15 protein-coding genes are annotated in these 22,960 nt (G+C 29.1%); 11 read left to right on the top strand and 4 right to left on the bottom strand.

Annotated elements, in window-relative coordinates:
- Positions 1-12 precede the first annotated feature (12 nt).
- The 5 genes from codY to BQ7358_RS07415 all read left to right on the top strand — a co-directional run bounded on the left by codY (position 13) and on the right by BQ7358_RS07415 (position 6,820).
- Complete coding sequence (gene codY / locus BQ7358_RS07435) at positions 13-795, top strand: GTP-sensing pleiotropic transcriptional regulator CodY (protein ID WP_021752568.1); 783 nt, start codon at positions 13-15, stop codon at positions 793-795.
- Positions 796-1,071: 276 nt separating this feature from the next.
- The gene (locus tag BQ7358_RS07430) at positions 1,072-2,760 is read left to right on the top strand and encodes a septation ring formation regulator EzrA (RefSeq protein ID WP_062173321.1); all 1,689 of its coding nucleotides are present in this window, start codon (positions 1,072-1,074) and stop codon (positions 2,758-2,760) included.
- A 686-nt stretch (positions 2,761-3,446) separates the two neighbouring features.
- Positions 3,447-4,739 carry an ABC transporter permease gene (locus BQ7358_RS07425; RefSeq protein ID WP_062173322.1) on the top strand — a complete coding sequence of 431 codons (1,293 nt, stop codon included), beginning with the start codon at positions 3,447-3,449 and terminating at the stop codon, positions 4,737-4,739.
- A gap of 13 nt (positions 4,740-4,752) precedes the next feature.
- Positions 4,753-5,391 (top strand): ABC transporter ATP-binding protein, encoded by a 639-nt coding sequence (locus BQ7358_RS07420; RefSeq protein ID WP_062173324.1) that lies wholly within the window; start codon positions 4,753-4,755, stop codon positions 5,389-5,391.
- A gap of 43 nt (positions 5,392-5,434) precedes the next feature.
- Positions 5,435-6,820 carry an ABC transporter permease gene (locus BQ7358_RS07415; RefSeq protein ID WP_072520423.1) on the top strand — a complete coding sequence of 462 codons (1,386 nt, stop codon included), beginning with the start codon at positions 5,435-5,437 and terminating at the stop codon, positions 6,818-6,820.
- 97 nt (positions 6,821-6,917) lie between these two features.
- On the opposite strand, the gene BQ7358_RS07410 is transcribed toward BQ7358_RS07415, so the two are convergent.
- The 3 genes from BQ7358_RS07410 to uvrB form a co-directional block, all read right to left on the bottom strand.
- Complete coding sequence (locus tag BQ7358_RS07410; protein ID WP_072520422.1) at positions 6,918-8,279, bottom strand: UDP-N-acetylmuramoyl-tripeptide--D-alanyl-D-alanine ligase; 1,362 nt, start codon at positions 8,277-8,279, stop codon at positions 6,918-6,920.
- A gap of 13 nt (positions 8,280-8,292) precedes the next feature.
- A complete protein-coding gene (locus BQ7358_RS07405; RefSeq protein ID WP_062173329.1) occupies positions 8,293-9,360 on the bottom strand; it encodes a D-alanine--D-alanine ligase in 1,068 nt (355 codons plus the stop codon).
- A 126-nt stretch (positions 9,361-9,486) separates the two neighbouring features.
- The gene (uvrB, locus tag BQ7358_RS07400; protein ID WP_072520421.1) at positions 9,487-11,484 is read right to left on the bottom strand and encodes an excinuclease ABC subunit UvrB; all 1,998 of its coding nucleotides are present in this window, start codon (positions 11,482-11,484) and stop codon (positions 9,487-9,489) included.
- A 240-nt stretch (positions 11,485-11,724) separates the two neighbouring features.
- On the opposite strand from uvrB, the gene BQ7358_RS07395 reads away from it, so the two are divergent.
- Positions 11,725-12,090, top strand: coding sequence for a hypothetical protein (locus BQ7358_RS07395; protein ID WP_062173333.1), 366 nt, complete (start codon positions 11,725-11,727; stop codon positions 12,088-12,090).
- A gap of 190 nt (positions 12,091-12,280) precedes the next feature.
- On the opposite strand, the gene BQ7358_RS07390 is transcribed toward BQ7358_RS07395, so the two are convergent.
- Positions 12,281-14,131 carry a glycoside hydrolase family 13 protein gene (locus tag BQ7358_RS07390; protein ID WP_062173335.1) on the bottom strand — a complete coding sequence of 617 codons (1,851 nt, stop codon included), beginning with the start codon at positions 14,129-14,131 and terminating at the stop codon, positions 12,281-12,283.
- A gap of 315 nt (positions 14,132-14,446) precedes the next feature.
- On the opposite strand from BQ7358_RS07390, the gene glgB reads away from it, so the two are divergent.
- From glgB to BQ7358_RS07365, 5 genes are all read left to right on the top strand, one after another.
- On the top strand, positions 14,447-16,300 hold the full coding sequence (gene glgB / locus BQ7358_RS07385) for a 1,4-alpha-glucan branching protein GlgB (RefSeq protein ID WP_062173337.1): 1,854 nt from the start codon (positions 14,447-14,449) through the stop codon (positions 16,298-16,300).
- Between the two features lie 23 nt (positions 16,301-16,323).
- Complete coding sequence (locus BQ7358_RS07380) at positions 16,324-17,496, top strand: glucose-1-phosphate adenylyltransferase (RefSeq protein ID WP_062173339.1); 1,173 nt, start codon at positions 16,324-16,326, stop codon at positions 17,494-17,496.
- On the top strand, positions 17,468-18,613 hold the full coding sequence (glgD, locus tag BQ7358_RS07375) for a glucose-1-phosphate adenylyltransferase subunit GlgD (RefSeq protein WP_234971573.1): 1,146 nt from the start codon (positions 17,468-17,470) through the stop codon (positions 18,611-18,613). Before BQ7358_RS07380 ends, glgD begins: the two co-directional genes overlap by 29 nt.
- 139 nt (positions 18,614-18,752) lie before the next feature.
- Positions 18,753-20,171, top strand: a complete 1,419-nt coding sequence (gene glgA, locus BQ7358_RS07370; protein ID WP_062173343.1) for a glycogen synthase GlgA — start codon at positions 18,753-18,755, stop codon at positions 20,169-20,171.
- 50 nt (positions 20,172-20,221) lie between these two features.
- Positions 20,222-22,615, top strand: a complete 2,394-nt coding sequence (locus BQ7358_RS07365; RefSeq protein ID WP_062173345.1) for a glycogen/starch/alpha-glucan phosphorylase — start codon at positions 20,222-20,224, stop codon at positions 22,613-22,615.
- The last annotated feature ends 345 nt before the right edge of the window (positions 22,616-22,960 follow it).

The raw sequence follows: 22,960 nt of genomic DNA, 5'->3' as shown, positions 1-22,960 counted from the left end.
AAGGAGAAAAAAATGGCAAGTTTATTACAAAAAACAAGAAAAATAAGCACAATTTTACAAGAAGGAAGACATGACAACGTTGATTTCGAAGCAATGGCAATGCGTCTTAGCCCAATATTAGACTCGGTAGTTTATATATTAGATGTTGAAGGGAATATATTAGGGTATGATTCTATTATTGATTACTCTAATGAAAGAATGGAAAGAATAATCCAAGATAGAAAAGTTCCTAAAGCATATCTGGATGCTACGATGAAGGTTTATGCAACAAAAGTAAATATTCCATTTAAAAATGAACTTTCTATTTTTCCTGAAGAAGAAGAAGAAAGATTTGAAGGTAATACTTATACGGTAATCTTACCAATTCGTGGTGGTGGTGAACGATTAGGTACACTGGTTATCGGTAGAATGGATAGTGATTTTAAAGACGATGATTTAGTCCTTGCTGAATATGCTTCAACTGTAGTTGGGATAGAAATCATGCACGAAAAACAAGATAAAGAAAAAAATCTGGCACGTGATAAAGATATGGTTAATATGGCGTTAAATTCTCTTTCATATTCAGAAAAAGAAGCGATTGAGCATATTTTTAAAGAATTAAACGGAACAGAAGGATTGCTTATTGCCAGCAAAATAGCAGACAGAGTGGGAATTACGCGCTCAGTTATTGTTAATGCACTGCGTAAATTAGAAAGTGCAGGTATTATCGAGTCAAAATCCTTAGGAATGAAAGGAACATATATAAAAGTGTTAAAGGATTATTTCCTAGAGTTAATTTTTTCTAATGAATATTAAAATGTAAAATTGTTATAAACTCTCACATAAAAGGTGAGGGTTTTTACTTAAAAATAAAAATGATTAGTATTAAATATATATCAATAAATTTATTTTTATTATTATTTTTTCAAGATAATATGTTATTATTAATTTATATATATTTTTCTAATATACCTAGTAAAATTTTTAGGAAAAAATGGATATAAATACTTTGTTTTTTTTCTTAAAAATGGTATAATTTTGATAGGTTTTATTGTATTTAATAAATTAATGAAAATTTCAGGGGGAAGATATATGACATATATATTTTTATTTGTGTGTGTCCTTGTTCTTGGTGGTATAGTGGCACTATTTATCTTAAGAAACAGGAAAAAACAAGATTTATACCCTCTTTTAGTTATGAAAGATGAGCTAGAAAGAGAAACGCTATCTGATGATTTGAAGCAGATAAAAGCAATAAATATATCAGGTAAGGCAGAAAAACTTTATGCAAGTTGGGAAAGTGAATGGTACGAAATTCAAAGTATTGATATTGAAGAATTAGATAAAGATCTTTACAGTGCAGAAGGATATATCGACAAATTTAACTTTAAAAAAGCTGATGAAATTATTATGAATAGTGGTGAATTAATCGCTAATATTAAAGATAGAATATCAGGTATAAGAAAAGAAATTAAAGAGTTAGCTGAAATTGAACCTAGTAATAAAGAACTTTATGAGGAGATTGTTCAAGAGTATAAAGAACTTAACCGTGAATTATTAGCTAAACGTCATCAATATGGCACTGCTGCTGAAGAATTTGAATTAGAAATTAAAGAAATAGCACCACAATTAGATGATTTTAAATTGTTAACTTCAACAGGTAAGTACATAGAAGCACAAGAAAAAATTGTACATATTAAAGATGTTGTATTAAATTTGAAAGAAAGAATGGAAATACTTCCGGATCTGTTGAAAGAAATCGAAAAAACATGTCCCGCACAAATTCAAGCACTACGTCTTAAAGTAGAAGAAATGGAGAAAAAAGGTTTTAAATTAAATCATTTAGACATATCAGGTAAAATAGAAAGCAGTGTGTGGCAATTAAATGATGCAAGAGATAAGGTGAAGTCCGGAGATATTGATTTAATAGAAAATATTTTAGATGGAATTTACGATGTAATTGATGAGATTTCAAAAGATTTGAAAAAAGAACTTGAGTATAAGAAATACATTGAAGAAAACTATCGTGAAATTACAAATAAATTAAATTTACAAGACCAATTAAATGAAGCATTGTATAATAATATTCAAGAAATAAAAAATAGATACCAAATTTATCAAAAAGATGAAGAAATGGTAGCAAACTATTATGATGAGTTAAATAATCTGTTGAATATTAAACACGATATTGACGTTTATATTAATAATCAACCGAAACTTAACTATAAAGACTTAAAAGAAAAAGTCGAACTTCTAGGTCAAGGACTTGAGAAGATAGAGGAAGATCAAACGAATTATTCAAGGTATTTAACCAGTCTTCGTGAAGAAGAGGGTATTGCCAGAGAAAAATTATCATTTATTAATCAGGAGAAAGAGGTTATTAAACGTAAACTTGATAATTCCAGAGTTCCCGGTTTTAGCGACAGATTTATTGTTTTATACAAAGATGTAACGGATAGTTACAAGTATGCCTTAGAAGAATTAAGAAAAGAACCTATTAATATAGATTTATTAAAACGTTCCGTAGCAGAAGCAGAGGAGTCATTGGAGATTTATCGTTCTGAAGTAAATACCATCTTAACTGACATAGAATTGATTGAAAAATTAATTCGTTATGCCAACAGGTACAGAAAAGATAATGTTGAATTGCATCAACAACTAACAGTTGCTGAACAATACTATCGTGAATATCGTTATAATAAAACGTTAGAAATAATTAGAAATTCTTTAGATAAGATAGAACCCGGAGCATATGAACGCATAAGGAATTCTATTAAATAAAATAATAAGAAAAGTATTTAATATAGAGTATAAAAATCTATATTAAATACTTTTTTTAGGTTTTATGTAAAATATGGGGCATGAGAAAAAATAAGGATAAAATACTAAATATAGTTGATAGAATTAAAAAAAATTTAGTTATCAAAATGGGTATTATAGATAAATTAGATAATTATATTTAAGACTATATTTATTATTATTTTCTTAATTAACTATTCAACTCATAATTTAATAATTAAAATATTCTTTTATAAAACATAAATATTTTATTATAATTTTCTAATAGTATTTTTTTTTAGATAACTATATTTTTAAAAAAATATTTATTTTAAAAAATATTTTTAATATTATTAAAAAAATAGTCGATAAAATACTGTTTTTTATGCTTTTGTAGTATTAAGTATATAACTTTGTTCATTAGATTTAAGTTAAAAAAATGATGAATATCTATATTAAAAAATTAAAGTAAAATATTAAAGTAAAATTAAGTTATTTTTATTAGAATAAAAAACAGGATCGATTCACCGGAAACGTAGTCAGATAATTCTATGTTTTTAATTCTAATTTAAGGAGGATAGCTAAATTTACTAAGTCTTAATTTATTGAAGTCATGGTATATAATTTTTTATTAATTATAGCCAAATAAAAATTTCATAAATAAAAATTATTAAGAAAGGAACATATATATGTCAATTACAAAACGCGCATGGAATTATATCAGTAGAAAGAAAGTAAAAACTGTACTTATATTTCTGATATTAACATTGATTTCCACTGCATTATTAAGTAGTTTTTCTATTATGTTTGCTACTAATAAAATTGAAAAAAAAATATATGAAATATCAAATACAGGGTTTACTGTAGTTAGCAAAAATGTTGAACAACCTATCACATTAGATGCAGCTAAAAAATTTTTAGAAAATAAAAAAATTTCTAAATACAATTTTAAATATGATACTTTGGCAAAGCTAACAGATAAAAAAGTTGTTGATGTTAAACAAAATGTAACAATAGATGAATCAAATTCTAAACTAAGTAATTTAGTATCTATATTTGGGACAACGGATACAAAATTAGAAAAAGAATTTACAAGTGGAGTTTTTAAATTAGAAAAAGGTAATCCTATTACCGAAAAAGACAACTCAAAGGTTCTTATACATGAGAAATTAGCACAAAAAAATAATTTAAAAGTGGGAGATAAAATAAAATTACGTGGAGTTGCTATAAAGGAAACAAATACACAGGAGAGTAGTGAAGTTGAACTAGAAGTAGCGGGAATTTTTTCAGGACAAAAAAATGAAAAAAATACCGGCTTGAGTTCAGACGCTACGGAAAATACTATTTTTACAGATTATAATTCCAGCCAAAAATTATGGGGTTATAAAGCCAATGATTACAAAGTTACAACGGCAGTATATTTTTTATCTAATCCTAATGAAATTGATAGTGCAGTAGATACCGCTAAAAAAACTCCAATAGATTGGAATGGTGTTGATATTGTGAAAAATAATAAAGATTTTGAAGCAGTTTCTTCATCCGTTATAAATTTTAAAAATATTATAGACGTATTAACATTGGGTATTATAATAGGAAGTGTTGTTGTTTTATCTCTTATATTAATGTTTTGGTTAAGAGAACGAATTTATGAAATTGGAATTTTATTATCGCTAGGTATTTCAAAAATTAAAATTATTGCTCAGTTTATTATAGAGTTAATGATAATTTCAGTATTTAGTATAATTTTATCTTCCACCGGCGGTAATATTGTCGCAAAATATGTGTTTAAAGAATTTATAAACAACGGACAATTTGAAGATGGATCTACATCTATATTCGAAAGTGTTATACCGAAATTAGATTTTACAACTATTATCTCAACGTATGGGATACTAATTCTTATTATACTAATATCAGTAATAGGCACTTCATATATTATTTTACATAAAAAACCAAAAGATATTTTATCAAATATGAGTTAAGGAGATATTAAACATGACAATATTAAAAATTAATAATGTAAGTTATAATTATAACAATTCCAGAGAAAGTGTATTAAATCGTATTAATTATGAATTTGAAAGTGGGAAATTTTATGCAATTATCGGGAAATCCGGTGCAGGAAAATCAACATTATTATCACTTTTAGCCGGATTAGATACTCCCACAAAAGGAGAAATATTATTCAATGATAAGGATATTGCCGAAAGTGGATACAATCATCATAGAAGTAAACAAATTTCATTAGTTTTCCAAAATTATAATTTAATTGATTATTTAACACCGCTTGAAAATATTAAATTAGTTAATAAAGAAGCCGGTAAAGATATATTATTACAGTTAGGTCTTGAAGAAAAAGAAATTAATCGTAATGTTTTAAAATTATCAGGTGGTCAACAGCAACGTGTAGCAATAGCAAGGGCATTGGTGTCAGAAGCACCTATTATATTAGCAGATGAACCTACAGGAAACTTGGATGAAAATACGGCTATGGATATTATCGAAATTTTAATCAAATCAGCAAAAGAGAGAAATAAATGTGTTATAGTAGTAACTCACAGTAATCAACTAGCAAGCAAAGCAGATATTGTTTTAGAGTTAAAAAAACAAAAATTAGTAGAAATTAATAAATAAACATTTTAATTTTATATATGTATTAAGCGTAAGGAGAAAAAATATGTCAATTATAAAAAATGCCATCGCATATGTATGGCGTAAAAAAATAAAAACACTTATTATTTTCTGTATTCTTTTATGTATGTCAACTCTAATATTGAGTAGTGTTTCTGTAAAGAATGCAACAGATACGGCTTCAAAAGAAACTTTAAAAAATATAACGAGCAGTTTTTCTATGCAAATTAACCGTAGGGTTAATCAAGGGACATCAAGAGGTGCCGGTAATCTTAAAGGGAAAGATATAGAGAAAATAAAAGGAACTGAAGGTATTACAGGTTATGTAAAAAGAACAAATATAGTGGCAGATCTAGTAGATCATAAAATTGTAGAAGTACCCGGTGGTTCTGACAATCAAAGCGAAGAACGAAAGAAAAATTTCGGAAGTGCGGTTATGGTAACGGGAATTAATGATTCATCTAAAGATGATAAATTTGTTGCCGAAACATTAAAATTAGTTGAAGGTCGCCATATTAATGAGTCTGATAAAAATGTTACTTTAGTTCATAAAGATTTTGCACAAAAAAATAATATTAAAGTTGGCGATACTATAACATTAAAATCAAACGTTCATGATGCTGATAATGTTAATAAAGCAAATGAAACAACCAAGGTTAAAGTTGTTGGAATCTTTGATGGTAAAAATAAAACATCAGTAACCTACCCGCAAGAATTATATGAAAACATTTTTGTGACAGATACAGAAACTACCAAAAAATTATATAATTTTACAGATGATACTGCAATTTATCAAGATGCCACTTTCTTTGTTAGCGGTGGGCAAAACATAAACAAAGTAATGAACAGAGTAAGAGGAATATCTGATATTGATTGGCAGTCATACACTCTTATAAAAAGTAGCAATAACTTCCCTGCACTTCAATCATCAATTAATGCTATTTATGGTGCAACAAATAATCTATTAGTAGGAGCGCTTATATTCGGAGCATTAGTTCTTACTTTAGTTCTATTCTTATGGATCAATGGTAGAAGAAAAGAGATGGGAATTATGTTGGCATTAGGTATTAGTAAAACTAAAATACTTTTACAATTTATAACAGAAGTTATAATAATAAGTGTATTCAGTTTTATTGCAGCATATTTTACCGGAAATTATGTTAGTAAAATGGTAGGGGACAGTATACTTTCACAAGTAACTAAAAATATTACTAAAAAGCTATCGCTTGAAGGAAAAGGAGCAAATATAGGTGGAGGTGCAGAAGTAGATGGTTTTAATAAAACATTAACAAATCTATCTGTTCATGTTAGCCCTGAGGATATGACTAAAGTTGTAGGTTTCGGATTGATAATTATTATAGTTTCAGTATTAATTGCTTCTATAACATTACTTAGAAAACATCCGAAAGATTTATTAATGGGCGATAAATAGCTTCCAATATATAATTAAAATAAAACACTAACGAAAATGTACCGACCCCAAAAAGTTAGAACAAAAATCTAACTTTTTGGGGTCAGAACAAAAAATGTTAGTGTTTTATTAATTCTTCAATAATTTTCTCAAGTTTCATTGAACGACTTGCTTTAAAAAGTATTACTTCGTTAGGGTGAGTATTCTGCTTTAAGTAATTTGTCACTTCTTCTGTTGTATTAAAGTGAAGTGTGGAAATAGTATTTTTAATATTATCAGTAATATTTTTTGATAAAATTCCAACACTAATTACAAGATTTATATTTTTTGTATTGTCAGTAATATGTTCTCCAACTAAACTATGATATGATATTTCGTTACTTCCAAGTTCAAACATATCTCCTAAAACCAGTGTTTTATAACTAAAATCTGTTAATTCGTTTAAAACATCAATACTTGCTTTCATTGAAGTTGGACTTGCGTTGTAGGCATCGTTAATTATTAATGAATTTTTTTTGTAGGGTATGCTTTCAAGTCGCATTTTAGTAATCTCTTTAATATTACTTATAGCATTTTTTATTTCGCTGTAACTAAGCCCTAATTTGTGAGAAATTGCTATTGCAAACATAATATTATAAAGATTATGTTTACCTTTTAATGATGTACTAAACGGCGTATTTGAAATATTTAATTTAAAATTAATAGATTTACGGGTAATATTATAGTTTTCTAAGATTATATCATTAGATTTTAACTCACCACATGAGATAGATGTTATATTGCTTTGATTTATTAAGTTTTTAATAAGTATTTCATCGCCATTATAGACAAATACCCCATTTTTTTTCATGCCATTAGTAATTTCAAATTTTGCTTTGGCAATTCCTTCACGATTTTTGAAAAATTCAATATGACTTTCTCCTATATTGGTAATAACGGTGAAATCCGGTTCAACTAATTTTGAAAGATAATCCAGTTGTCCAAAATTGTCAGCGCCCATTTCAAGAACAAGTATGTCACTATCTTCCGGAGCGGAGAGAATAGTTAATGGGACTCCAAGTTCATTATTAAAATTTCCAGCTGTTTTATGAACTTTATATTTAGTAGATAATATGGAGCTAATAATGTCTTTTGTTGTAGTTTTTCCGTTACTTCCGGTAATAGCAACGATTTTAACATTTAAAGATTTTAAATAGTGATGTGCCAGTGTTTGTAGTGCTTTTTCACTATTTTCAACATAGATTATGTTTTTATCTAACTCGAAATTAACCTTTAAAGAAAGGGAAGCGACAGCTCCCTTTTTAAAGGCGGTTTCAATATAATTATGACCGTCGACATTTTCTCCTAAAAAAGGAATAAATAAATCTCCGGGTTGAACTTTCCTGCTATCAATAGCTATACCGGTAATGTATTTATCATCTATTAAGTTTACTTTTTTAGCATTTAGTATTTTTACCAGTTCAGTAATATTATATTTCATAAGTGGTATATCCTTATTCTTCAGTTAATAAATTTTGACGATCGCTATAACGTTCTTTTGCTAAAGCAAACAATTCTTCAATTATTTCTGGATAGCTTACTCCCATATTTGCCCAAAGCGATGGAAACATAGAAAATGGAGTGAAGCCCGGCATTGTATTTACTTCATTTATAAATATCTCATCATCTTTTGTTAAGAAGAAATCGGCACGAACTAAGCCGGAACCGCTAATAGCACGAAATGCTGTGGCTGCCATTTCTCTAAATTTAGGGTAGAAAGCTGTATTGATTGGAGCAGGGATGTCCATTCTTGATTGACCGTCAGTATATTTAGTTTCATAATCATAGAATTCAGTTGTAGAGATATTGACTATTTCTCCGGGATCTGTTGTTTTGATTTCATTATATCCCATAACTGCAACTTCAATTTCCTTGGCATCAACAGCACCTTGTTCAACAACGATTTTTTTATCAAATTTTAAGGCTTCTTCAATTCCTGCGATTAATTGTTGTTCGTTACTACAACGACTAATTCCAACAGATGAACCAAGGTTGGCAGGTTTTACGAATACAGGATATTTTAGGTTAGAATTAATATTTTTAACGATTTGTTCCTTATCATTTTTCCATGTGTATTCGATAAAGTGAACATATGGTAGTTGAGGCAAGTTATATGCTTCAAATAATTGTTTCATAATAACTTTGTCCATTCCGGTAGCTGATGAAAGAACATTGTTACCAACATAGGAGATATCCATAATTTCAAGAAGCCCTTGAATAGTACCGTCTTCTCCATTAGGGCCATGAAGAACAGGGAAAACTATATCAAACTTACATCCATTTTCGAACAATAATCCGCTAATATCATTATCAAAATTTGAGAATATTAACTCCTTTTGATTTTCAATTTGTTTTGTTATTTTTTTACCCTTAGCCCAAGCGCCGTCCAATGATATAAAAATAGGAAAGATGTTGTATTTTTCTTTATCAATTGCATTGATAATTGATTTTGCTGTTAGTAGTGATACAGAGTGTTCAGCACTTTTGCCGCCATAAATGATTCCGATATTTTCTTTTTTCATGTTTAATCTCCTAACATTATTTTATACAATATTTATAGTCTAAATAAAAAGGGATATTTAAACTTTCCTTTTATTATATCATAAATTAATAGAGTATAGTAGTTATATGAAAACATTTTACTAATGTTAAAGTTTGTATTTTTCTTTTAGTTCAAAGATAGTATCTCTAAGTTTTGCCGCACGTTCAAAGTCAAATTTTTTAGCCGCAGCGAACATTTCTTGTTCCAGTTCAGTAAGATGTTCTTTGATATTATTGTCGTTAATACTGGTTTTATTTTCAAGTTCTTTAATTTCTTCATCAATATATTCTTTCTTAGCACTAATTGCATCCCTTACATCTTTAATAATTGTTTGTGGTACTATACCGTGTTGCTCATTATAAGCGGTTTGGATTTCACGTCGACGATTTGTTTCTTCAATAGCTTTTTTCATACTACGGGTAATGTTGTCAGCATACATAATTACACGACCGTTAGAATTACGTGCAGCACGCCCGATTGTTTGAAGAAGAGCTTTATCACCACGTAAAAATCCTTCTTTATCAGCATCAAGTATGGCAACTAATGAAACTTCAGGGATATCTAAACCTTCACGAAGCAGGTTTATACCGACAAGAATATCAAATTTTCCAAGACGAAGATCACGTATAATTTCTATTCTTTCCAGAGTTTTTATATCTGAGTGAAGATATTTTACTTTAAGACCATTTTCTTTAAGATAATCGGTAAGTGCTTCTGCCATTTTCTTAGTAAGAGTAGTTACGAGAATTCTCTCACCTTTTTCTATAATTTTTTGTGCTTCTTTTGTCAAATTGAATACTTGATCACTAACGGGACGAACTTCAATAATAGGGTCCAATAATCCTGTAGGCCTGATAATTTGTTCTACAATTTTATTGCTGTGTTCTAATTCATAATCTCCGGGTGTTGCTGAAACAAAAATGGCTTGGTTTAGTTTGCTTTCAAATTCATTATAATTAAGAGGTCTGTTGTCCAATGCAGTAGGAAGTCTAAAACCATAATCAACCAAAACCTGTTTTCTTGCTCTATCTCCATTAAACATTCCACGAACTTGAGGAAGGGTTACATGTGATTCATCAACTACCAGTAGCCAATCTTTAGGGAAATAATCCAATAGAGTATAGGGTGTAGATCCTGGTTCACGCAAAGTTAAATGTAATGAGTAGTTTTCAATACCTGAGCAAAATCCCATTTCTTCCATCATTTCTAAGTCATAGTTGGTTCTCTGTTCTAATCGTTGAACTTCAAGCAATTTATTTTCCATGTTTAGAACTTTTAATCGTTCCTCCAACTCTTTACGAATACGTTTAATTGCCTCTTTAGTTTTTACTTCACCGGCTACAAAGTGACTGGCAGGATAGATGGAAATGTGTTCTAACTCATAAAGAACTTCCCCTGTTAATGAATTAATTTCACGAATTCTATCAATTTCATCTCCAAACATTTCAATACGAATAGAGTGTTCACCATGTGATGCCGGAAAAATTTCAATAACATCACCACGAACACGAAATGTTCCACGGCTGAATTCAACATCATTACGCATATATTGAATATTAATAAGTTTTTCAAGAATTTTATTACGACTTATCTCCATACCAACACGGAGTGATAAAACAAGAGATGCATATTCATCGGGAGAACCTAAACCATAAATACAGCTAACACTTGAAACTATAATAACGTCATCTTGTTCTAAAAGTGATGATGTAGCGCCATGACGAAGCATATCTATTTCATCATTAACAGAAGAATCTTTTTCTATATAGGTATCGGTAGAAGGTACATAGGCTTCCGGTTGAAAGTAATCGTAGTATGAAACAAAATATTCAACACGATTGTTTGGGAAAAATTCTTTTAATTCATTATATAATTGTCCTGCAAGGGTTTTGTTGTGTGCAAGGACTAGTGTAGGTTTACCGATATTTTTAATAATATTTGCTATGGTAAATGTTTTTCCAGTACCGGTAGCACCTAATAAAGTTTGATATTTTTCGTTATTTTTAATACCGGCTGTTAATTCAGCAATTGCGTTGACCTGATCGCCTTTAGGTTCATATTTACTCTGAAGGTCAAAATTAACATGTTGTCTTTTTATTTCCAAATTACTCAATCCTTTATTATTAATTTATTTTTAATAGAATGATAAATTAGTTTTTTATAAAATATTATTAGAAATATTATTTATATAAAATTTCCTTACAATTATATCAAAAATATAGTTTTCTATACAATTATAATATATAATTAAAATAAGTGAAAGAAGTTTAATTCTAAAATATTTTTTAAATACAGAAGAGAAGCAACTGTGTAAAACATTTATATAAAGAATTTGGGAGGTAGTATGGAATTATCAGAGAAGATTTTAGCTTTATTTTTATTAAATGGGCATATTATACTGTCAATAATACTATTGATAGTATTTATCGGTATGATACTTAGTAGAAAAAATAATAATTTAGATGTTATATTAACAATGCCATGGAAAAGATTTATCGTTATTTTATTGATAATTGAATTTCTTTTAATATCTCCATGGGCAATATTTGGATTTTATATGAGTATTTTTACTACTGATGCACCCGGAAGTAGTTTGTTTTATTTGAATTTTTCAATAGTATCTGTACTTGTTACATTGCTGATTTTTATTATATTATTTATATCTTGTTTAATTGGTTCATATAAAAAATATAAATTATATAAAAATTAGTGAGAAAGAAAAAAAATTATATTATTTTGAAAAGAATAATATAATAGAAAAATGAGGGGACTTAAAAACCGTGATTTTATTAGGTTCCCCTCACAGTTCATTAGATTTGGGAAAAATTTTTAAAAGTGTATTTTCAAATCAATGAACTACCTATTTGTTATAAAAAGTATAATATTTTAGGCAATCTCATTTATACTATTTTAATAGCAGTAAAACTTCTTGGTGAAATTACTATTCCAAATGGAGTGGAGTATGATTTGTTGTTTTCAAAAAGAATTTCTCCACTAAATTTTTTTATAAAATGAGCCTCATAATCTAAATTTATTACACATAGTATATTATTTCTTAAATAAGCGATACAATTATTTTCAGTATAAACCAATTCAAAATTAGATTTAAATTTTTCTTTGTGGTTATATCTAAAGTTAGATAATTTTTTATAATGAGATAATAAATCTTCATCTTTATTGTCATGAGTAAAACCTAAACGATTATAAGGATCTCTAAAACCATACATACCTATTTCATCACCATAGTAAATACAAGGAACACCGGGGAGAGTAAATTGAATGAAACTGGCAAATTTTAATAGTTCTTTTGCTTTATTATATTGTTCATAATTTAATTTATAAGTAGGACGTTCATCAACGGGAACATCTTCAGGTTCATCAAAAGCCAACACAGTTAAAACACGTTCAGTATCATGACTTGATAGTAAATTCATTAAGGAATCAAGAGCAGGTTTTGGGTAATTTTCTACCAATAGAGATATTTCATAAGCAAATTTTTCTGCATTACCATTTTTTACAAAATCAATAATCGCATTTCTCCATGGATAGTTCATCACACTGTCCAACTGTTTACCTAAAAAGTAACGACGACGTATATTATATGAGAATTTATTTGTAGCATCTTCCCAAACTTCACCTATAATAAGAGAATTTTCATCGTAATATTTAGTCGTTTCTCTTACTCTATCTAAAAATTCATCCGGAAATTCGTCTGCAACATCAAGACGCCACCCGGAAATTCCTAAATTTTGCCAAAAATTTAGGACACCTGTGTCTTTATTATTAATGAAATCACTATAATTTTTATTCTCCTTTATTACTGTTGGTAAATTATCAAAACCCCACCAAGAATTATATTCATAAGGAAAGTTTGAAAAAGAAAACCAATCATAGTAAGGAGAGTTTTGCGAATTAAATGCTCCAATACTGTCATAATGATTATAGCGATTGAAGTAAATACTATCTGAACCGGTATGGCTAAAAACACCATCTAAGATAATGCGTATATTATCATTTTTAAAATTAGTACAAAATTGTTTAAACTGCTCATTAGTACCGAAATACGGATCAATTTTAAAATAGTCTGCCGTTGAATAACGATGATTTTCAGAACTTTCCATAATAGGATTTAGATAAATGCTTTCTATATTCAACTGTTTAAAATAATTTTTTTCCTCTTCAATGCCTAACAGATTGCCCATTAAGAAATCTTTTGCACTATAATTTTTATGAGTAATATTGGAATGTGGCACAGTATTCCAATCAATATGTCTTATTCTGTCATCTTCATTTTTTGCTATTGTTGCCTCGTAATTATCACTTTTTTTAAATCTATCCGGAAAAATTTGATACATAATCGATCCTTTATACCAATTTGGAGTTTTATAGTTTTTATCATAAACTGTTAATTGCCAATCGGTATAAGAATGTTCATCATGTACTAATTCGGCATTTAATAGATTATTTTTTAAATAGGCGATAATATTATCAAATTGAAATTCAAAGTGATAAAAATACAACCCAGTTTCCAATTTTTCAAATTCTACTGAATATTTGTTATAATTATTTTTTTCGTTGTTTTTAAATGTTAAACTTTTAGAAATAATCTGTCCTGTAAAATCATTTTTTATGATAATTTTCAAATCATGAAAGAAAAAATTATCTTTTATTAAAATTTCAAATTTAATATTTTCATCATTAGTAACGGCTCCCTTAGGAAATTTATTTTGAATAGGATTGTAAATAATCATTTTTATTCTCCATTTATAAATGTATTAAAATCATATCTATTGTATTACAAAAAACAAGTAAAGTAAATATAGAAAAACTACTAAAAAATTTTTTATATTTGAAATTAATAAAATATAAAAAATAAAAAAAATCATTAAATTCTTTTGATAAAAATAAGATTTATGCTATAATGAAAATGTAAAATAAAAGTGAAATTTTTTTATAATTAATGCTAAAAAATAAGTTTTATTCTTGAAGTATAGGTTTTATATTTTTTTAGCAAATGAAGAAAACGTTTCCTGAAAATATTATAATTAGGAATAGGAGGTAATATAGTGGATAATGTGGCGGAATATTTATTTCATGAGGGAACAAATTATCATTCATACGATTTTTTAGGTTCCTTTCTGAGTGAAGATGGATGCACATTTAGAGTATGGGCACCAAACGCTAAAAAAGTTTATGTTACGGGAGAATTTTGTGGTTGGAAACCGAAAATTCATGAGATGAAACGAATTAGCAATAAGGGTATTTATGAAATCAAATTACCGAATATAAAGCAATATGATAGCTATAAATATTTTATAGTAACCTCGAGTGGAAAAGAGTTATGGAAAGCAGATCCTTATGCAAGACACTCAGAAACAAGACCCGAAACCGCATCAAAGGTTTATAAAGATTTTTCTTATCAATGGCATGATGAAAAATGGATGAAAAAAAGAACGATACCTTATACGGAACCGATGAATATATACGAAGTTCATCTTGGTTCATGGAAACATGATGAACTTGGAAATGAATTAAGTTATCAGGCTTTAGCAGAAGAATTAGTTTCCTATGTAAAAGAAATGAATTATACCCATATAGAATTAATGCCAATAACTGAATATCCTTACGATAAATCTTGGGGGTATCAGGTAACAGGATATTTTGCTCCTACGTCAAGGTATGGAATACCGGAAGATTTTATGTATTTTGTTGATAAGTGTCATCAAAATAACATAGGCGTTATTTTGGATTGGGTTCCCGGACATTTTACAAAAGATGAACATGGGTTATACGAATTTGACGGTACGCAATGTTATGAATATTCAGACGTTAGAAAAATGGAACATGCTGGTTGGGGTACAAGGGTTTTTGACTATGGTAAAAATGAAGTTAAATCTTTTTTAATATCAAGCGCTGTTTACTGGTTGGATAAATTTCATATAGACGGACTTAGGGTAGATGCGGTTAGTTCGATGATTTTTTTAAATTACTGTCGTGATGATGACGAATCTGCTCGAAATATTTATGGAGGCTTTGAAAATTTAGAAGCTATAGATTTTTTAAAGACTTTGAATAATCACGTAAGAGAATATTATCCAACCGTCATGATGATTGCCGAAGAATCAACGAGTTATCCAAAAATTACAGTACCGGTAGAACACGGTGGACTTGGTTTTAATTTTAAATGGAATATGGGGTGGATGAATGATAGCCTTAATTATCTTGAAATTGATCCCTTTTTTAGAAACGGTTCACATGATAAATTTACATTTTCAATGTACTATGCTTTTTCGGAGAATTTTATACTACCAATCTCGCACGATGAGGTGGTACATGGTAAAAAATCCTTATTAGATAAAAGCCCTGTAGCTTATGATGATAAATTTAATAATTTTAGAGCATTTTTAGGTTATATGTTTGCTCATCCCGGCAAAAAATTGACATTTATGGGAATTGATATTGCTCAATTTATTGAATGGGATGAAGTGAGAGAACTTGATTGGTTGCTTATGTTATATCCAAAACATGTAGCTACACATCGCTATGTAAAAGAGTTAAATAAATACTATAGACAAACGTCGGCTTTTTGGCAAAACGATGGTGATTGGAGCGGTTTTAAGTGGCATATTGTTGATGATAAACAAAATGAAGTTTTTGCATTTTTACGTAAAGATAATAATGATAAAGAAGTGTTGGTGGTATCCAATTTTTCAGGTCAAACTTTAAAAGGTTATGAAGTTGGTGTAGATGCTTGGGGAAGTTATAAAGTGGTACTTAATTCAGATGCAAAAAAATATGACGGAAGCGGATTACAAAATAGAAATTTAAAAACAGTTAAAAAAGAAAAAAATAATTTTAAATATACTTTAAGTATAAATATTCCACCTTATGCAACATTATATATAGAGAAAAAATACTAAACTTATAGATGGGAGATTATACAATGGTGCGAAAAAAAGAAATAGTGGCGATGTTATTAGCAGGCGGACAGGGAACAAGATTACAAGTATTAACAAAAGATATGGCAAAACCGGCGGTACCGTTTGGTGGAAAGTATCGAATTATAGATTTTCCATTATCTAATTGTGCAAACTCCGGTATTTCGACAGTAGGTGTGTTAACTCAATTTATGCCACTGGAGTTAAATTCATATATGGGGAATGGTCAACCATGGGATTTAGATAGAATGGATGGCGGTTTATCAATTTTACCGCCATATACAGCAGGTAAAACGGGAGAATGGTATAAAGGAACTGCAAATGCAATTTATCAAAATATAAATTATATTGAACAGTATAATCCGGATTATGTACTTATCTTGTCGGGAGATCATATTTATAAAATGAATTATAAAGAAATGCTTGATTTTCACAAACAAAAGGATGCGGACTTAACTATTGCGCATATTAATGTGTCAATAGAAGAGGCGAATCGTTTCGGTATTTTAAATACGGATGAAGAATTACGTGTAACAGAATTTTTGGAAAAACCGGAGCATCCGATTTCAACAAAGGCATCTATGGGGATTTATATTTTCAGTTGGAAAGAATTGCGTGAATATTTAATTCGTGATGAAGAAAATAAATATAGTGAAAAAGATTTTGGGAAAAATATTATACCAATGATGCTTAACGAAGGAAAGAAAATATATGCATTCCCATTTGCAGGATATTGGAAAGATGTAGGAACTATTGAAAGTTTGTGGGAAGCTAACATGGACTTAATTAAAAACAAAGAAAACTTTAATATTGATGATAAACTTTGGCGTATTTACTATCGTCACGCAGGGGTTATGCCACAGTATATCGGTAACACGGCACGGGTAAAAGAGTCTATGATTTCTGATGGAACATCTGTTTTGGGAAATGTTAACAGTTCAATTATTTCTTCAGGTGTTACAATAGAAGAAGGAGCAGAAGTAGTTGGCAGTATTATTATGGAAAATGCACATATTGAACAGGGAGCAAAAGTTTATAATTCTATTGCAGCAGAAGGTGCTGTTATTAAAGCATATGTAGAAGTAGGGCATAGAGATATTGTTTTAGGTCATGAGATGATTACCATTATAGGTAAAGATGAAATTGTATATGAAAATAGAAAGGCGGGGGAAATTTGATATGGTAAATGCCTTTTGTATATTGTTCGCAGATAGTTATAAAAAAAGCAATGATTTGCAAGGATTGGTAAGAGATAGAACACTTGCGTCGTTACCGGTTGCATCGAGATATAGAATGGTGGATTTTATGTTGTCGTCATTGGTTAAGGCGGAAGTGCCGAATATAGCAATCGTCAGTAATCAAAACTATAAATCATTAATGGATCATGTAGGTTGGGGGAAAGATTGGGATTTAAATCGTAAAAATCGTGGACTTAAGTTCATTACCCCTTTATCAAATCATTTATCAACACGTGTGGCACGCAATAAAATAGAAGCATTGAGTAATACAGTGGTATATGCAGATAGTTTATTGGAAGAATATTGTATTCTAGTGGATTCTAATATTATTGGTAATATTGACTTTAAAGAAATGTTAAAATATCATTTAGCTACTAATGCAGATATAACACTTGCGTATACTTATAGACAACCTAATATTGGTGAATCACAAATTATTTTTGATGAAAATAATCGCGTGTATGACAGCTTATATCATTTTAACGGTTCGAATGAAGTATGTGCAACGCAAGTTAAAATTTATAATATGACTAAAGAGTTATTTAAAGAGGTTGTAAAAAAGGGATTAACACTAGGTTGGGAAGATATACTGTTAGATTATGTAGCTAAAAACTTCCACCAGTTAAATGTTTATGCCTACGAAATAACAGGGTATAGTATGACTATTAATACGGTGAAATCATATTTTGAATTTAACAGAGATTTATTAAATCGTGATAAATTAAATGAAGTATTTTTATCAGGGACGGATATACTAACGCGGGTTCAAGATAGTGTACCTACACGTTACGGAGAACATTCTGTAGTAAGTAATTCATTGTTGGGAGATGGTTGTGTAATCAAAGGAACTGTTGAGAATAGTATTTTATTTAGAGACGTGGTAGTGGAAGAAGGAGCAATAGTAAAAAATTCAATTATTATGCAAAATGGAATAATTAATCGTAATGCATATGTTGATTATATTATTTCAGATAAATTAGTTGAAATATCAGAAGATATGAAACTAAAAGGTGCAGAAAACAATCCTATAATTATTGAAAAAGGAAAAAGAGTATAATATACGAGGTTAGAGCATCGCCGGGTTATATGAGGTTTTCGATTTTGGGGAGAAAATGAAGTATAATGAAGTTAATAAGACTATATGGTGATGTTTTAAACTTTTTGTATTGATTAATAACAACTAAGGAGATGTTATAATGAAAGTGTTATTTGTGGCAGCAGAGGCTGCACCTTTTGTTAAAGTTGGCGGACTAGGTGATGTAATAGGTTCGTTACCAAAAGCATTGCAAGATGAAGATGTTGAAGCAAGAGTAATTTTACCGTTATATACTTCAATTGATAGAGAAAAATTTAATTTACAATATAAAAAACATATTTTTATTAATTTAGGTTGGAGAAAAGCATACTGCGGTATTTTTGAAACGGAAATTGATGGTGTAAAATTTTATTTTATTGATAATGAACAATATTTTAATCGTTCGAGTATTTATGGACAAGATGATGATGGAGAGCGTTTTGCATTTTTCTCAAAAGCGGCATTGGAAATATTACCTCATATAGAATATAAACCGGATGTTCTTAATGCTAACGATTGGCATACAGCACTATCAGTTATATATTTAGATGATTTGAAATCACGTGGTGAAAATTTTTATAATAAAATAAAAAGTGTCATTTCAATTCATAACATAGAATTCCAAGGAATATTCAATCCATATGATATGGGAGATTTATTCGGTTTAGATAATAAATATTTTGATGCATTAATTAATAACGGTAATTTGAATTTATTAAAAGGTGCTATTCAATTGGCGGATTGTATTAATACGGTGAGTGAAACATATTCTCATGAAATTTTAGAACCGTATTTTTCTTATGGTTTAGACAGTATATTAAGGGTTGAACAAGGGAAACTACATGGTATTGTTAATGGTTTAGATATAGACAAATTTAATCCAAAAACAGATAAACAACTTTATAAGAATTACGATTTGGAAACTATTAAAAATAAAGTACAAAATAAATTAAAATTACAAGAAGAAATGGCGTTGGAGATAAATGAAAATATACCGATGATAGGTATGGTAACCCGCCTTACACATCAAAAGGGAATTGACTTATTATTGCATGTAGCTGATGAAATTTTAAAATGCGGAGCGCAGCTAATTATTCTCGGTATAGGTGATAGTCATTATGAGGATGCGTTACGTTCTTTAGAGTTTAGACGTCATGATAAAGTGCGCAGTTTAATCATGTTTTCCGGCGAAATGTCGGCAAAGATATATGGAGCATGCGACATGTTTCTTATGCCGTCAAAAACAGAACCATGTGGATTGTCACAAATGATTTCAATGCGTTACGGTACTGTTCCGATCGTTCATCGTGTAGGAGGATTGAAAGATACTGTTGAACCGTTTAACGGATCTCAAGGCACAGGATTTACTTTTGAAACATTTGATGCTTATGATATGTTGGATGCGATTTATAGAGCAACGTATTGCTATTATCAAGAACGTTATAACTGGAATAAAATAATAAAAAACGCCATGCAACAAGATGTTAGTTGGAAAAAATCAGCAGTAAAATATATAAATATGTATAAGTTGATAGTTTAATAATATTTAAAATGTAATAAGTATAGAAAAATATAATTTAGGAGAGATAGATGAGGGCAAAAAAATTTGAAATAAAAATAGAAAAATATTTAAAAAGACAATTTGGAATAACAATTGATGCAGCAAGTAAACGTCAAATATATGAGGCTGTTATGAGTACGGTACGGGAAGAATTATCGGAGAAAAAATTTGCATATGAACAAGAATTAAAGAAAACTAAACAAAAACGTGCATACTATATGTCAATGGAGTTTTTAGTAGGACGTACGTTACGTAATAATTTATTTAATTTAGGATTAGAACAAGAGGTTAAAGAATATTTAGCGAATAATAATTTTTCATTAGATGAAATTTATAATATTGAACCGGATCCGGGATTAGGTAACGGCGGACTTGGTAGACTTGCTTCATGTTATTTAGATGCTTTGACAAGTAATGATTATCCGGTAACGGGATTTTCTATTTTATATGAATATGGTATTTTTAAACAAGTTATTAATAATGGATGGCAAGAAGAATTTCCGGATTATTGGTTGGATCTTGGAAAATACGGTCTAGTATATCGTAATGACGAAGAAGTTGAAGTACGTTTTTATGGATATGTTGAGGAAAAATTAACCGAAAAAGGTTTTACCGTTGAACACAAGAATTACACGGCAATCCAAGCCGAACCATATGATTTATTAATATCCGGTTACAAAACAGATAGCGTTAATACTTTAAGACTATGGGAAGCAAAAGCAAAAACCGGGTTTAATATGAAATTGTTTGAAAAAGGTGAATACTCCAAATCATCAGAAGCAGAAGCAATCGCTTCTTCAATTTCTAAATTATTATATCCTGCCGATAGTACAAATGAGGGTAAAGAATTGCGTATTAAGCAACAATACTTTTTTATCAGTGCATCACTTCAGCAATTGATAAAGAATCATTATAATGAATTTGGTACTTTAGAAAATTTATCTGAGCACGTAGCGCTACATATTAATGATACCCATCCTGCAATGGGAGTACCGGAGTTAATGCGTCTTTTATTAGATGAATACGGATATTCGTGGGAAAAAGCGTGGGAAATTACAACAAAAACATTTGCTTATACTAATCATACTATTATGTCAGAAGCCTTAGAAAAATGGTCGGTAGATTTGTTCAAGCCATTATTACCGCGTATTTACTCAATTATTGAAGAAATTAATAAGCGTTTTTGTGCTTGGGTATTGGAACAAGGTAAAGGATATACTCTAGCTCAAACGGCTATTATTTATGATAATCAAATAAGAATGGCGAACCTATCTATAGTTGGTAGTCATAATGTGAATGGGGTATCTAAATTACATAGTGATATATTGGTAGAGTCGACATTTAAGGCATTTAATGAATTATATCCAACTAAATTTGGAAATGTAACGAACGGTATTGCTCATAGAAGATGGCTGGGTCAAGCAAATCCTGAATTAGCAATCTATTTGGAAAAACTTATTGGTAATGATTTTATTAAAGATTTATCAAAAATTAACAAATTAAATAACTATGTAAACGATAAAAAAGTTATTGAACAATTAATGAAAATTAAAAAAATTAAAAAAGAACAACTTGCTGAATACATTCAAAATACAACCGGCATAACAGTCAATCCAAATTCTATTTTTGATGTTCAGGTAAAACGTTTGCACGAATATAAACGTCAGCTATTAAATGCGTTACATATTGTTTATTTATACAAAGAAATTAAATATAACGGTTTAAGACCTGTACCAAGGACATTTATTTTTGCGGCGAAAGCATCATCAGGATACCAAATGGCAAAAAATATAATTAAATTTATTCATTCGATTTCTCAAATGATTGAATCTGATGAATTAGTCAGGGAGTATATTAAAGTAGTATTTTTGCCGGATTATAAAGTTATATTAGCAGAAAAAATTATTCCTGCCGCTGACATAAGCGAACAAATTTCTCAAGCCGGAAAAGAAGCGAGTGGAACGGGAAATATGAAACTTATGTTAAATGGAGCGATAACTCTTGGAACATTAGATGGAGCAAATGTCGAAATTTGTGAGGCTGTTGGTCATGATAATATTTTTATCTTTGGTTTAGAAACATCACAAGTTAATGACTTAAATCTACGTGGGTATAAGTCGTGGGAATACTACAGCAGTTCTCCACGTATTAAAGAAACGTTAGATTTTATTCGTACGATGACAGTTGGTGGAATGAATTTTAGCTTTATCGTAGATTATCTCTTAACACAAGATAATTTTATGTGTTTAGCAGATTTTGACAGTTATGTAGAAATGCAAGAAAAAGTTTCTAAAATTTATCAAGATAAAGAAAAATGGGGACGTATGAGTTTAATTAATACAGCCAATGCCGGTATTTTTTCAGCTGATAGAGCGGTTGAAGAATACGCAAAAAATATTTGGAATATAAAAAAAGTAAAATAACAAGCTTTATGTAGAATACAAGATATGAGAAAAAATAAGGATAAAATACTAAGCGGTCACAGATAACTGCTTAGTATTTTTATATATTAACCATTATAGTTTCAAAATACCGAAAAGAAAAATTATAAATATAATAAAAGTAGCCGAGCAAATAATTTATAAAGATTTTATAATTAAATCTTTATAAATTGAGTTTAAATTTTTTGAAAAATAGTTATTTAATATTGTACATTTGTAAATGATGTGAGACAAAAAAAGTAAAAAATAAATACCGGATATAATAGAATTACATAGAAGCTAGCTTCTATGTAAACCGTATGAAGCCCCCGACGTAAATTACATTAT

This window comes from Gemella massiliensis (genome assembly GCF_900120125.1).
GTDB lineage: Bacteria > Bacillota > Bacilli > Staphylococcales > Gemellaceae > Gemella > Gemella massiliensis.
The sequence above is the reverse complement of the archived record's forward strand: the minus strand, read 5'-3'. Positions and strand labels throughout refer to the sequence as shown.

Coding starts and splice junctions, on each gene's coding strand:
- codY (WP_021752568.1), top strand. CDS start 13: ATGGCAAGTTTATTACAAAAAACAAGAAAAATAAGCACAATTTTACAA.
- BQ7358_RS07430 (WP_062173321.1), top strand. CDS start 1,072: ATGACATATATATTTTTATTTGTGTGTGTCCTTGTTCTTGGTGGTATA.
- BQ7358_RS07425 (WP_062173322.1), top strand. CDS start 3,447: ATGTCAATTACAAAACGCGCATGGAATTATATCAGTAGAAAGAAAGTA.
- BQ7358_RS07420 (WP_062173324.1), top strand. CDS start 4,753: ATGACAATATTAAAAATTAATAATGTAAGTTATAATTATAACAATTCC.
- BQ7358_RS07415 (WP_072520423.1), top strand. CDS start 5,435: ATGTCAATTATAAAAAATGCCATCGCATATGTATGGCGTAAAAAAATA.
- BQ7358_RS07410 (WP_072520422.1), bottom strand. CDS start 8,279: ATGAAATATAATATTACTGAACTGGTAAAAATACTAAATGCTAAAAAA.
- BQ7358_RS07405 (WP_062173329.1), bottom strand. CDS start 9,360: ATGAAAAAAGAAAATATCGGAATCATTTATGGCGGCAAAAGTGCTGAA.
- BQ7358_RS07395 (WP_062173333.1), top strand. CDS start 11,725: ATGGAATTATCAGAGAAGATTTTAGCTTTATTTTTATTAAATGGGCAT.
- BQ7358_RS07390 (WP_062173335.1), bottom strand. CDS start 14,131: ATGATTATTTACAATCCTATTCAAAATAAATTTCCTAAGGGAGCCGTT.
- BQ7358_RS07380 (WP_062173339.1), top strand. CDS start 16,324: ATGGTGCGAAAAAAAGAAATAGTGGCGATGTTATTAGCAGGCGGACAG.
- glgD (WP_234971573.1), top strand. CDS start 17,468: ATGAAAATAGAAAGGCGGGGGAAATTTGATATGGTAAATGCCTTTTGT.
- glgA (WP_062173343.1), top strand. CDS start 18,753: ATGAAAGTGTTATTTGTGGCAGCAGAGGCTGCACCTTTTGTTAAAGTT.
- BQ7358_RS07365 (WP_062173345.1), top strand. CDS start 20,222: ATGAGGGCAAAAAAATTTGAAATAAAAATAGAAAAATATTTAAAAAGA.